This window comes from Lactobacillus sp. C449L (genome assembly GCF_059900815.1).
Window position 1 is genome coordinate 515,867 of the sequence record NZ_JBWXGA010000001.1, and the last position, 13,178, is coordinate 529,044.

Annotated in this window: 10 protein-coding genes; 3 read left to right on the forward strand and 7 right to left on the reverse strand. The window is 37.7% G+C overall.

Going from position 1 to position 13,178, the window contains the following annotated elements; genetic code table 11:
• The first annotated feature begins 126 nt into the window (after positions 1 to 126).
• Both AC2JF9_RS02460 and AC2JF9_RS02465 read left to right on the forward strand, forming a co-directional pair.
• Positions 127 to 1,563, forward strand: coding sequence for an APC family permease (locus AC2JF9_RS02460; RefSeq protein ID WP_500725170.1), 1,437 nt, complete (start codon positions 127 to 129; stop codon positions 1,561 to 1,563).
• Between the two features lie 96 nt (positions 1,564 to 1,659).
• A complete protein-coding gene (locus tag AC2JF9_RS02465) occupies positions 1,660 to 2,112 on the forward strand; it encodes a Fur family transcriptional regulator (RefSeq protein ID WP_500725172.1) in 453 nt (150 codons plus the stop codon).
• 24 nt (positions 2,113 to 2,136) lie between these two features.
• On the opposite strand, the gene AC2JF9_RS02470 is transcribed toward AC2JF9_RS02465, so the two are convergent.
• Entirely contained in the window at positions 2,137 to 3,702 is a 1,566-nt protein-coding gene (locus tag AC2JF9_RS02470) for an SH3-like domain-containing protein (RefSeq protein ID WP_500725388.1), read from the reverse strand.
• A 360-nt stretch (positions 3,703 to 4,062) separates the two neighbouring features.
• Between AC2JF9_RS02470 and clpP the strand changes: the two genes are divergently transcribed.
• Entirely contained in the window at positions 4,063 to 4,647 is a 585-nt protein-coding gene (clpP, locus tag AC2JF9_RS02475) for an ATP-dependent Clp endopeptidase proteolytic subunit ClpP (protein WP_500725173.1), read from the forward strand.
• 47 nt (positions 4,648 to 4,694) lie between these two features.
• Here clpP and whiA read toward each other — a convergent pair whose 3' ends face one another.
• The 6 genes from whiA to uvrB form a co-directional block, all read right to left on the reverse strand.
• Complete coding sequence (whiA, locus tag AC2JF9_RS02480; RefSeq protein ID WP_500725174.1) at positions 4,695 to 5,630, reverse strand: DNA-binding protein WhiA; 936 nt, start codon at positions 5,628 to 5,630, stop codon at positions 4,695 to 4,697.
• A 3-nt stretch (positions 5,631 to 5,633) separates the two neighbouring features.
• Positions 5,634 to 6,668, reverse strand: a complete 1,035-nt coding sequence (locus tag AC2JF9_RS02485) for a gluconeogenesis factor YvcK family protein (protein WP_500725176.1) — start codon at positions 6,666 to 6,668, stop codon at positions 5,634 to 5,636.
• A gap of 5 nt (positions 6,669 to 6,673) precedes the next feature.
• On the reverse strand, positions 6,674 to 7,552 hold the full coding sequence (gene rapZ, locus AC2JF9_RS02490) for an RNase adapter RapZ (RefSeq protein WP_500725177.1): 879 nt from the start codon (positions 7,550 to 7,552) through the stop codon (positions 6,674 to 6,676).
• 103 nt (positions 7,553 to 7,655) lie between these two features.
• On the reverse strand, positions 7,656 to 8,198 hold the full coding sequence (locus tag AC2JF9_RS02495; RefSeq protein ID WP_500725179.1) for an HdeD family acid-resistance protein: 543 nt from the start codon (positions 8,196 to 8,198) through the stop codon (positions 7,656 to 7,658).
• 50 nt (positions 8,199 to 8,248) lie between these two features.
• Complete coding sequence (gene uvrA, locus AC2JF9_RS02500; protein WP_500725180.1) at positions 8,249 to 11,101, reverse strand: excinuclease ABC subunit UvrA; 2,853 nt, start codon at positions 11,099 to 11,101, stop codon at positions 8,249 to 8,251.
• The gene (gene uvrB / locus AC2JF9_RS02505; RefSeq protein WP_500725181.1) at positions 11,091 to 13,133 is read right to left on the reverse strand and encodes an excinuclease ABC subunit UvrB; all 2,043 of its coding nucleotides are present in this window, start codon (positions 13,131 to 13,133) and stop codon (positions 11,091 to 11,093) included. Before uvrB ends, uvrA begins: the two co-directional genes overlap by 11 nt.
• Positions 13,134 to 13,178 lie beyond the last annotated feature (45 nt).

Consider the following 13,178-nt stretch of genomic DNA (forward strand, 5'->3'; position numbering starts at 1 on the left):
TTTAAGTTGTTAAATCAACACTTTCTTCGACTCTAGTCAGTTAGATTAAAAAAAATGGCTTTTTGCCAATGTATGGGTTACAATGTTGGGGTTATTATGTTTTTTAATTTAGGGAGTATTAGAATTATGGAGCAATCGCAAGAAAATTCCAAAAAAATGATGTGGCCCACACTAGCAACTATGGCCTTCTCCATTGTTTGGAGCTTTGGTAATGTTGTCAATGGGTTCATCTATTTTGATGGTACAAAAGTTATTCTCAGTTGGATTATTATTTTCCTTTTGTTTTTCATTCCGTACGCATTAATGGTCGGTGAACTTGGTTCAGTGTTCCAGAATTCTGAAGGTGGTGTAGCCTCATGGATCAATGCTACTATGGGTCCAAAATGGGCATATTACGCTGGTTGGACTTTCTGGGCTGTGCACGTCGTTTACATTTCAAGTAAAGGTACAGGCGGCTTAAGAGGTATGGCTTGGGGTATCTTTGGTAACACAAACTGGTACGATAGCTTACCTACAACTTGGACGCAGCTAGCAACATTGGTTGTATTCCTGTTCTTCTGTTGGGTTGCTAGCCGCGGAGTTCCGGTTATTAAGACTCTGTCAACAATTGCTGGATCTTCAATGTTTATCATGTCGATTCTGTTTATCATCATGATGTATGCGGCACCAATGATTAATCCTCATGCTGGCCTTAACAGCATTAACTGGAATTGGAGAAACTTTGTACCTGATTTCAATGTCAAGTACTTTACTTCTTTATCCATCTTAGTGTTTGCAGTTGGTGGTGCTGAAAAAATTTCGCCATATGTTAACAAATTGAAGGATCCCTCCCGCAACTTCCCTAAGTCAATGCTTGGTCTAGCTGCCATGGTAATGATTTCTGCAATTTTAGGAACAATTGCGTTAGCATTAATGTTTGATCCTAAGGTTGTTAATGCAAACCTGAACGAGTACATTTCTAATGGACCATACATGGCCTTTAGAAAATTAGGAGACTATTATGGCGTTGGTGGCTTATTCATGTACATCTACTCATGGTGCAACGTAATCGGTCAGTTTTCTGCTTTAGTAATCAGTATTGATGCTCCTTTGAGAATTCTCTTAGGTAGTAAAGAAGCTAAGGATTACATTCCCAAGAAGTTGTTAAAAGTTAACAAGCATGGTGCTTACATTAACGGTATTTGGATGGTTGTCTGCTTATCAGGTGGTTTAATTGTACTTCAAGCCGTTATGCCCAACGCTCAAGCAGTTATGGCCCAGCTGATCAAATTAAATTCTATTGTAATGCCAATGCGTTACCTTTGGGTATTTCTTGCTTACATCGCCTTACGTCGACAAGCATCTAAATTCCACAATGGCCAAAATTACGAAATGACCAAACACCAAGGTTTAGCATATACTCTTGGCGTCTGGGGCTTAATTGTTACAATTGCTTGTTGTTTAATGGGCATGTACTCAACCGATCCGTTTACTTTAGGCTTGAATATTGCTACGCCAATTGTTTTACTGTTACTTGGAATGATTTTACCAACAATTAAACGTCATCAAGACGCAAAAGCATAATAATATCAACCAAGTTATCAAAACCGTCTTGTAAAAGACGGTTTTTTTATGCCGTTTAATGCTAAACTATGGGTATAACTATGAGGAGATAAAACTGTGTCAGACTATCTTAATAAAGCCGAAGATTTACTGCGTGAACATAATTTGAAAGTAACAAAACCACGGCTGAAAATCCTACAATACATTATGTCAAACCATAATCATCCCACGGCTGCCAATATTTTTGAAGCTATCAGTGGTAGCGAACCAACCTATCGGGCAACGGTTTACAATACTTTAAATAAACTTGTTGACGCCGGTATAGTCGTCGAAATTAAAAATAGTGATGATTCTCTTCATTATGATTATTTTGTTGAACCGCATTTTCACATTATTTGTAAACAATGTGGTAAAATTGCCGATGTTTATTATCCGGATTTTGAAACGGTTGAAAACCATATGCGCGCAGAAGCTGAAAAACAGACTGGTTTTGTTACTTCGACTAGTCACCTTGAAATATTCGGTATTTGTCCAGATTGTCAAAAAAAAATCGAAAAAAATAAGAGCTGAAAGGCTCTTATTTTTTTACTCAAATTAGTCAATTCTCATACTTACTAATAACTCAGCCCGTTGAGCTAAATTGACATATAGCTGACCGTTACTTACGGAGATACCTTCAATCTCGCGACCAGTATCAAAGGAATAATGGTCCTTCAAAGTACCATCACGACCAATCTTAAAGATTAAATCGTTAAAGGCTAAATAGAAGTTCTTGTTTTCAGGATCATAAGTAAAGCCTTGAACAGGTGAATTATTGTTTACAAAGTTGCCATCTGTCTTACCAACTAATTTTGGATACCAATTATCGCCGGTACGAGTCAGCTGCCAGTATTCATAGCAATTGTTCTTAGTATCATGGTAAACCGTGTACATTTCGTAATCAGACATCATTACTCCATTGTGGAAATAGCGCGAATTGGCTTCATCTCCAACCCAAGTCTTAATTGTCCAAATCTTGTTAATTTGTAAATCACTCTTTCGAATTTGGATGAGTTCTTCTGAGTCAGTAGTTTCTTTCAAAGTATTATCATTGTTCAAAACATAAATATACTTATCACTAGCACCCATTGCCTGACCATGACCAATCGGAATGTATGGACTTACTTTAATATGTTTAACATAGTTGTTAAAGTCCTTTTGAGACATATCAAGTAAATGCTGCGCATTGTATGGGTTTGTAAGTTTATTTAAGTTATAACCAACAATATGACCAGAAGTTAAATAAGTATGACTTAACAGGCTTGTATAGGCCCAACCGTTTGAAACAGTCACACCTTCAGGAATATGGCCAACCCGGTTGATATTGTCATCGTTTGGGTCTTTTACACTAAGAAGAACTGGTTGATAAAATCTGGTCTTTAAAGTCAAATTACCACTAGTTAAAGTGTGTGTGTCGGTTTCTGGAGTATATTCAGTTGGACTAATATAATTAACTGAAGAACCATAATGTGTCTTCCATGCTTGGTGCTCGTTAGTACCGCTTTGGGATGGGAATGAATTTGTTACATCTGGATCCGCAATACCCTCTTTTGTACTTTTTCTTATTGTGACTTTAACAGTTGCTGTCGCATTACCATATGTATATTTAACATTGTAGGTTTTTGGTTTTGAACAAGAAATATACTCGCGAGAAATTTTGACATTACTATTATTGATAACTGTTCCCATTGAGTTTGTTACATAAGAAATAGCATCCCTAGAAGAAAATTGGTAGAAATCGTTACGAACTAAAGAGACAGTCTTGGGAACAGCAATTTGATTTCTAGCAAAGTAGTTTTCATTAACATAGCCAACTAAGCGGCCATTAACGTAGATACGCCAATAACGAGCATTTTTTGTTTCAATTAATTGATCGGATTGAATGTGACTATATTGAAAACTGATTCCATCTGCTACTTTTTTGGTAACTTTACCATTTTTTACATCTTGCCAAACCTTATAGTTTTTATTACCAGCTACCTTAGTCATCATTGAATAACCAGTAACTACTTGCTTAGGCTTCTTTTTCTTGTTGTTTTTAGTGTTATCATCGGGATTAACCGGCTTTTTATCATCAGTCGGATTCTGAGAAGTTGAATCACCATTATTATTGCCGTCGATGTCTTCTGCTTCTTCACCATTGTTTTCATTATCAGAATTAGTGATCGTCTTTGTTTTACTTGAATCCTCTTGAACAGGTGGTTGAGTAGTTGTATCCGCCTCAACTGGCAAAATAAATAGTCCGGTGGCTACAGATAAACCAACAATCAACGTGATCGTAATCGTCGCTATTTTCTTAAAAAGCTTCAAAATTATTCCTCCAAAATTTAGTTTACTCTTGACATTATATAATAAAAACAGTGAAACTTAGAATACAAAATTAATACACTTTCATTGACAGCTTTTAATGTAAGTGATTTAATTAGCACTGTACTTAATTGAGTGCTAAAAGATATGAAAGTAAAATCAGGAGGCAGAAATATGCTTGTACCTACAGTTATCGAGCAAACGGCTCGTGGCGAACGTGCTTATGATATTTATTCGCGTTTATTAAAAGATAGAATTATTATGCTTAGTGGTGAAATTAATGATGATATGGCAAATACAATTATTGCCCAATTATTATTCCTTGATGCGCAAGACAATACTAAGGACATTTCCCTTTACATCAACTCACCTGGTGGTGTAATTACTTCCGGCTTGGCAATCATGGATACCATGAACTTTATCAAATCGGACGTTTCAACCATCGCTATTGGTATGGCTGCTTCAATGGCATCCATCCTCTTGACCAGTGGTGCTAAGGGCAAGCGTTTTGCTCTACCAAACTCAACCGTATTAATTCACCAACCACTTGGCGGAGCACAAGGGCAACAAACTGATATCCAAATCGCAGCCAACGAAATTTTAAAGAGTCGTGAAAAAATCAACAAGATTTTACATGAAACAACCGGTCAACCACTTGAAAAGATTCAAAAGGATACTGAGCGCGACAATTACTTGACTGCACAAGAAGCAAAAGACTATGGCCTAATTGACGAAATTATGGTCAATCAAAAGAAATAACTAAAAATCCACATTAAAAAAGCTCCGAATTATCTTTCGGAGCTTTTTTAGTCTGCTAAGTTTTTTGCCATTTCGTGTAACTTGGCAAAACGATGATTAGCACCAGACTTTGAAATTGGTCCATCAGGTACCTGCTGAGCAATTTCTTTTAAAGATAATTCAGGATTATCTAAGCGCAAACGTGCTATTCCCTGCAACTTTTCTGGGATATTGTCTAATCCGATTCTGCGGTCAATGGCCTCAATATCTTCGACTTGCTTGGCGGCAGCATTAGCAGTTTTTTTAAGATTAGCAGTGTCACAATTAACCAATCGATTCACTGAATTTCGCATGTCACGCATAATGCGCAAGTCTTCAAATGAAAGCATTGCGTTAATGGCACCAACAACATGCAAAAAATCACCAATTTTTTCAGCTTCTTTTAAATAGACAATATAGCCCCGACGACGTTTAGTCGTTTTAGCATTTAGGCTAAAATAATGATTCATTAGTTCAAGTAAATCATCATTATGGTCTTCGTATGCTGAATAGATTTCAAGATGATATCGGCTTGTTTCCGGATTATTAACACTTCCACTTGCTAAAAAAGCACCACGTAAATACGACATTGCACCTTCACGAGATTCAATAATTCGAGTCGGAATGCGAGTGATCAAACCCGAATCCTCAGTTAAAATTTCCAAATTAGCTAAAATTTCTCGCACATGATTTTGTAATCGCACAAGATACTGATTATTTTTCTTTAACTTCATTTTGCGAGAGACAATTAACAGTGGTTCAACGTGATACGCTATTTTAATTAAAGAAAAAATTCTACGTGCGATTGCTGGATTTTCAGTTGTTATATCCAAACTAAACATATGATCATGAAAGTTTAAGACACCATTCATTCGTAAAAAAGCCGCCAGCTCTGCCTTAGCATGCTCGGGCAAAATTGAAAGCGACGTTAGCTCTTTCTTAACTTTGCTTGCGTAACTTGCCATTGTTTACTCAAGCCTCTTTCTACGAGCCATCGCGGCGAAAGCAAGATTAATAATTTCATGTGCTACTTTTTGTCCGTCGTGAAAAACCAAGCCACTTCTTTGGTCGATAAAATCATCAGTAATAACTCGGCACCCTTGCTCACGCAAACCTTGGTAATCATTCTTTACAGGCTCTATATAAGCATCATAGTCGTCTGGATCAAATTTAGACATATCAATCTTAGCCCCGTTAACCAAAGTAGTATTAATGTAATGACCACCAAGATGTTTATTAATAACCGAAACATGATCACAATCAGAAAAATGATCGGTTTCTCCTAACTGGGTCATGATATTACAGATGTAAATTACTTCTGCTTTAGTTTTTCTAACTGCCTCGCCTAAGTTGGGAATCATCAGATTAGGTAGAATTGAAGTAAATAGGCTTCCTGGCCCTAAAACTACTGCATCAGCTTTCATAATTGCATCTAAAACAGGTAAAACAGCTTGAGGTTCTGCCGTTGAACTAGAATCAGTTACCCAAACTCGCTGAATACGCTTATCCATATTGGTAATTTCTTTTTCGCCCGCTTGAGTAGTACCATCGATAAACTCAGCATTTAAAGTTAACGGTTCATTTGAAGCTGGAAAAACATGTCCATCAACTCGCATCATTTTGGATAACGATTGAACTGCGTCAAAAATATTGCCATGCATTTCGTTTAAAGCGGCAATGATAAGATTCCCAATTGCATGACCAGAAAAGAATGAATCCGAAGAATCAAAACGATATTGAAAAATGTCTTTTTCTTCTTGCGAAATCTCGCTTAATGAAACCAAAACATTTCTGATGTCACCAGGAGGAACAACATTAATAAAGTTTCTAATCGAACCAGATGAACCTCCATCGTCTGAAACTGTCACAATTGCGGTAATTTCGGCATTTTGGTCCTTTAATGCATTCAGAACTACTGGAAGCCCTGTACCACCACCAATCACGACTACTTGTGGTCTCCGGCTTTTAGTTACTCGAATTGTCTTTGAATTATCATAAGTCATATTTATCACCTTTTTCTAGTATACCGACTAATTTCACGGTGAGTGATATCTACTGTATAATTTTCTGCTAAATCGTGAGCAAGCTGCCTGGCAATTGCAACACTACGATGCTGACCGCCTGTACAACCAATTGCCACAGTTAACTTTCCCTTACCTTCTTGAATATAGCCTGGCAAAGCAGTTTCAATCAAATCCAACAATTTACTGTAAAAGGTTTTTGTAACTTTTTTGTCCATTACGTAGTCAAAAACTCGTTTGTCTAACCCGGTAAACGGGCGCAGTTCAGGAAGATAAAACGGATTAGGCAAGAAACGAACGTCAATCACAATATCAGCATCAATCGGAATACCATACTTAAAGCCAAAGGAAATAACTTCAACGGAGAATGTTTGATTATTATGATCACCTAGTTCATCAAAAAGCTTCTGTCTCAACTCTTTTGGTTTCAAATTTGAGGTGTCGATAATATCGTTTGCACGATTTTTTATTCCTTCTAAAATTTGCCGTTCTTCCAAAATACCATCAAGTAATCGACCATCATGGCCAAGGGGAGGAATACGCCGAGTTTCCTTATAACGAGCTACTAAACAGTCATTTGAGGCCTCTAAAAAGACAATTCTAGTCTGCACTCTACTATTATCTTCAAGCGAATTAACCTCATTAACTAAGTCCTTATAAAAATTTTTAATCCTAAGGTCAACCACCACAGCAACTTTCTTAAAATCGTTTGAATTAACAATTAAATCCCAAAAACTTGAAAGTAAAGTTGGAGGTAAATTATCGACTACATAATAGCCCATATCTTCTAAGGCATGCGAGGCAACTGTTTTACCAGCGCCACTCATCCCCGTGACGATTAGTAATTGTTTTTTACTGTCAGCCATTTTCATTAGCCCCCTTTTAAGCCAATTATATCATACCGGGTGTTTCTTAAGTTTTTTGGCAAAAAAAAAGCCCGAAAAGGAACTTTTTTATCTTATTCATTTGTTATCTACGAGCAAATGCCGCAACAATTTCAGCTACACCGAAAATCAACAGCCAAAAAGCAACAAGCCAAATTAATGTTAAAGCAGACAAAGCAGGATTAAACATTAAACTAATTGCAATTAATAGTCCTAGAATGTTCAAAATTATATTTATCCAAAAATAAAAACTTGATAAGTCGCGTAAATGCCATGAGAAAGTAATTCCAGAAATTGAATCAAACAAAAACCAAAATGCGAATAAATACGCAATCGTAAGTCCTCCAGCATCATAGGAATATAGAAATAGTACTCCCACAATAATATCCAAAACTCCTGAAACAATTGAGAGCCAGCTAACCGGAACATAATAATGAAAGCGACTATAAAAAGTTAACCAGACAAAACCTTGAACAATTGAAACAATTGCAAATAACAATACGAATGCGTGCAAAGCTTTACCAGGGTGTCTAATTAAAAATAGCCCCGCAATTATCATTAAAACACCTGAAATAAGTGCAGCCCAATTAAAGCCTCGATTTTCTTTGTAATTAGAAAAATTATTCATTTGTTTTCCTCCTTGACCGTTATTTTACTCTTTTTAAAAATAAATAAACACTATTTGCCGGTTTTTTTAGACGCTTGCTTGGTTAACGCTGTATCTCTTTTTAATACTGGAGCGAGATACTGACCAGTATAGCTGCCTTTAACTTTTGCAACTTTTTCGGGCGTTCCGGTGGCCACAATGTTACCCCCACCTTCTCCACCATCAGGACCAAGATCAATTAACCAATCGGCGTTTTTAATTACGTCAAGGTTGTGCTCAATAATTAAAACTGTATTTCCTTGGTCAACAAGGCGCTGCATAACATCAAGCAATCTTCTAATATCATCAGTATGCAGACCTGTTGTTGGTTCATCTAAAATGTAAAAGTTTTTGCCAGTTGAAATTTTTTGTAGTTCAGATGCCAGCTTCATTCGCTGTGCTTCCCCACCCGACAAAGTTGTAGCAGATTGTCCAAGTTTTACATATCCTAGACCTACATCTACTATTGTTTGCATCTTACGAGCAATCTTAGGGATGTTTTTAAAGAACTCACAGGCTTCACTGATTGTCATATCGAGCACTTCAGCAATATTTTTTTTGCGATAAGTAACTTCAAGCGTTTCAGAATTGTAGCGGTTGCCATGACATACTTCACATGGCACGTAAACATCGGGTAAAAAATTCATTTCGATTTTAATGATTCCGTCCCCTTTGCAAGCTTCGCAGCGGCCGCCTTTAACATTGAATGAAAACCGCGCCTTAGTATAACCACGCAGTTTTGATTCATTTGTCTGAGCAAAAAGTCCTCTAATGTCATCAAAGACACTAGTATACGTAGCAGGATTACTTCTTGGTGTCCGTCCAATTGGACTTTGATCAATATCAATAATCTTTTCAAGATTTTGGAAGCCAGAAATGCTCTTATACTTTCCAGGCTTAGTTTGATTACGATTCAGTTTTTGAGCTAAAGCCCGTTTTAAAATCATGTTTACTAACGTTGACTTACCAGATCCAGAGACACCGGTAACTACAATTAATTCGCCTAGTGGAAAATCAACTTTCAGGTTCTTTAAGTTATTTTCAGCAGCGCCAGTAACTGTTATTTTTTTACCATTTCCTTTACGGCGTTTTAAAGGAACAGGAACAAACTTTTTGCCAGCTAAATACTGCCCAGTCAACGATTTAGTACTTTGCTCAACCTCTTTAGGTGTTCCAGCAGCCATTACCTCGCCACCGTATTCGCCAGCACCTGGACCCATATCAATCAGATAGTCGGCCTGTCTCATCGTTTCATCGTCATGCTCAACAACAATCAAAGAATTGCCCAAATCACGCATACGCTTGAGTGCAGCAATTAAGCGATCATTATCACGTTGATGTAGCCCAATTGAAGGCTCATCCAAAACATACATAACACCCGAGAGATTTGATCCGATTTGGGTTGCTAATCTAATCCGTTGTGCTTCACCACCAGAAAGTGTATTGGCTGATCGCGATAAGGTCAAGTAGTCAAGTCCAACACTATTTAAGAAAGTTAATCGATCACGAACTTCTTTTAAAATTGGTTTAGCAATGACTGCCTCTTGCTTATCTAATTTAAGATTTTGGAAAAACTCCAGAGCTTTATTAATTGATAATTCCGATACTTCGGAAATGTCTTTATCCATTACCTTAACTGCTAGAGCTTTAGGGCTAAGGCGCTTACCATGACAAGTGGAACAAGTCATTTCCGTCATGTATTTGCCCATGACATCACGCATAAATTTAGACATTGGATTCATGTAACGCCGTTCAACGTTTGCCATAATTCCTTCAAAAGGTGCCTTAGTATCCTTAACTCCAAATTCACCTGATAAATGAAAATTAATTTCCTTATCAGTTCCATGCAATAACATTTCTTTTTGTTTTTTGGTCAGTTTACCGTATGGTTTATTCATTGGAATCTTTAGTGCTTTACAAGCTTGTTCAAGCATTCCACCATAGTATTTAGAATTTTTCCACGGTAATATTGCACCTTCGGCCAACGTCTTACTCTTATCAGGAACAAGCAGGTCTTCATCCACTGAACGCTTAACTCCTAAGCCATCACATTCTGGGCAGGCACCAAAAGGGGCATTGAAAGAGAACAATCTGGGTTCCATTTCACCAACGGTAAAGCCACATTTCGGACATGCATAGTATTCCGAAAAATTAAGCGTTTCGCCATCAATAATATCAACGTCCATATAACCTTCCGATAAGCGTAAAGCAGCTTCAACCGAATCAAAAAGGCGTGAACGAATTCCCTCTTTAACAACCAATCGATCAACAACAATGTCAATGGTATGCTGTTTATTTTTGTCTAAAGCAAAATCATCACCAATTTCATGCATTTCCTGATCTACGATTACCCGAACATAACCTGCCCGTTGAATACGCTTGAACACATCTTTGTGAGCACCACGTTTTGACCTTACAATTGGCGATAAAAGTTGAATGCGTGTCCGTTCTGGCAATGCCAAAATTCGATCAACCATTTGCTCAACTGATTGACGCTCAATCAAAGTTCCGTCATTTGGACATATTGGATGACCTACTCTTGCCCATAAAAGTCGTAAATAATCATTAATTTCAGTTACCGTCCCAACCGTTGAGCGCGGATTATGCGAAGTTGTTCGCTGATCAATCGAAATTGCTGGATTTAAGCCATCAATTGAGTCAACTGCTGGCTTATCCATTTGCCCCAAAAACTGCCGTGCATAGCTAGACAGTGATTGAACGTAGCGCCTACGACCCTCTGCGTATAGTGTGTCAAAAGCTAGAGAGCTCTTGCCAGAGCCAGACAATCCAGTAATCACGACCATTTTATCTTTTGGAATTGACAAATTTATATCTTTTAAGTTGTGCTCGCGGGCTCCGCGAATAACAATCTTATTATTTACCATTTAGCGTTTTTCCTTTTTTAGTAACTGGTTTTCTAGTGGAACTTTCTAATTCCATAATTGCATCCCGCAAAGTAGCAGCTCCTTCGAAGTCAAGCTTCTTTGCTGCTTCTTGCATTTGCTTACGCAGATCACTAATCATCGTCTGCTTTTGCTTCTTGGTCAACTCATCAAAATTCAAGTCGGCAAAACTGTCTTTTTCAACCACTTCATCAGCAACTTTAGTGGCCGAAATAACATCTCTAATAGGTTTAACAATTGTTTTTGGTGTTATTCCATGTTCTTTATTGAACTTGATTTGTAATTTACGTCGTCTTTGGGTGGCATCAATTGCTTGACGCATTGAATCAGTAACCGTATCAGCATACATAATCACTTCGCCATTCGAATTACGCGATGCCCGTCCCATGGTTTGAACAAGGGGCCGATAAGCTCGTAAAAATCCCTCTTTATCAGCATCTAAAATTGCCACTAAGGAAAGTTCAGGTACATCAATCCCCTCACGTAACAAATTAATTCCGATTAAAACATCATATTTACCTAATCGTAGATCCCGTAAAATTTGCATTCGTTCCAGCGTTTTTACATCGGAGTGCAAATATTGCACTTTAATTCCTAGATCTTTCAAATAATCAGTCAAATCTTCTGCCATTTTTTTAGTCAAAGTAGTGACAAAGACGCGCTCGTTACGCTCAATTCGCTGATTAATTTCACCAACCAGATCATCGATCTGTCCTTCAACTGGCTTAACTTCAATCTTGGGATCAAGCAGTCCGGTAGGTCGAATAATTTGCTCAACCTTATGATTGGTTCTGGCAAGCTCATAGTCACCTGGAGTTGCGGAAACATACAAAATTTGGTTAACGTGCTTTTCAAACTCTTCAATTTTTAACGGGCGATTGTCTAACGCTGATGGCAGCCTAAAGCCATAATCAATTAAGGTCTTCTTTCGGTTACGATCACCGTTATACATAGCGCGAATTTCAGGCATTGTCGCATGAGACTCATCAATCAAAATTAAAAAATCATCTGGAAAAAAATCAAGTAGTGTAAAAGGTGGTTCACCCTCCTTACGTCCTTCCATATGACGAGAGTAGTTTTCAATACCGCTGGTAAATCCTACCTCACCCATCATTTCCATGTCATAAGTGGTACGCTGCTTAATACGTTCGGCCTCTAGCAGTTTGCCTTCACCTTCGAATTTTTTAACTTGCAGTTTCATTTCTTGTGAAATGGCCTTAAGTGCACGCCGCATTTGTTCCTCATTAGTCATGAAATGCGTTGCCGGGAATAAGGAAATACTCTCTCGTTCACCAATGACTTCACCAGTTAGCGCATCGATTTCGACTATGCGGTCAATCTCATCTCCAAAAAACTCAATTCGGTAGGCATGATTGGAGTTACCAGCAGGAAAGACTTCAACTACATCACCTCGAACTCGAAAACGTCCTCGCTGGAAATCAATATCATTACGATCATATTGAATATTAACTAAGTTGCGCAGCAAGGTATTTCTACCATAATCATCGCCTTCATGTACCGTAATCACACTTGTTGCATATTCATTAGGATCACCTAAACCATAAATACAAGAAACAGAAGCGACCACAATAACATCATTACGCTCAATCAAATCACTGGTTGCCTGGTGACGCAACTGGTCGATTTCATCATTGATTGCCGAGTCTTTTTCAATATAAGTATCAGACTGAGGAACATAGGCTTCAGGTTGATAATAGTCATAGTATGAAACAAAGTAGTCAACCGCATTATTCGGAAAGAACTCCTTAAATTCACCATAAAGTTGACCAACTAGGGTTTTATTGTGCGAAATAACCAAAGTTGGTTTATTTAAATTTGCAATTATATTGGCCATAGTGAAGGTTTTACCTGTACCGGTAGCACCTTCCAAAATCTGTTCTTTATAGCCTTTTTTAAATCCACTTGTCAATTTATTAATTGCCTGCTCTTGATCACCAGCTGGCTTAAATTTTGAGACAAGTTCAAATTTACGTTTATCTTGTCGTTTAATCATAGAAAGGCTCCTCGTAAAAAAGTTGGACAGAAAAGCCCAACTTAT

Bases quoted from the DNA above. Each gene is read 5' to 3' on its own strand.
- uvrB (WP_500725181.1), bottom strand. From the start codon at position 13,133: ATGATTAAACGACAAGATAAACGTAAATTTGAACTTGTCTCAAAATTT.
- AC2JF9_RS02460 (WP_500725170.1), top strand. From the start codon at position 127: ATGGAGCAATCGCAAGAAAATTCCAAAAAAATGATGTGGCCCACACTA.
- rapZ (WP_500725177.1), bottom strand. From the start codon at position 7,552: ATGGCTGACAGTAAAAAACAATTACTAATCGTCACGGGGATGAGTGGC.
- uvrA (WP_500725180.1), bottom strand. From the start codon at position 11,101: ATGGTAAATAATAAGATTGTTATTCGCGGAGCCCGCGAGCACAACTTA.
- clpP (WP_500725173.1), top strand. From the start codon at position 4,063: ATGCTTGTACCTACAGTTATCGAGCAAACGGCTCGTGGCGAACGTGCT.
- whiA (WP_500725174.1), bottom strand. From the start codon at position 5,630: ATGGCAAGTTACGCAAGCAAAGTTAAGAAAGAGCTAACGTCGCTTTCA.
- AC2JF9_RS02485 (WP_500725176.1), bottom strand. From the start codon at position 6,668: ATGACTTATGATAATTCAAAGACAATTCGAGTAACTAAAAGCCGGAGA.
- AC2JF9_RS02495 (WP_500725179.1), bottom strand. From the start codon at position 8,198: ATGAATAATTTTTCTAATTACAAAGAAAATCGAGGCTTTAATTGGGCT.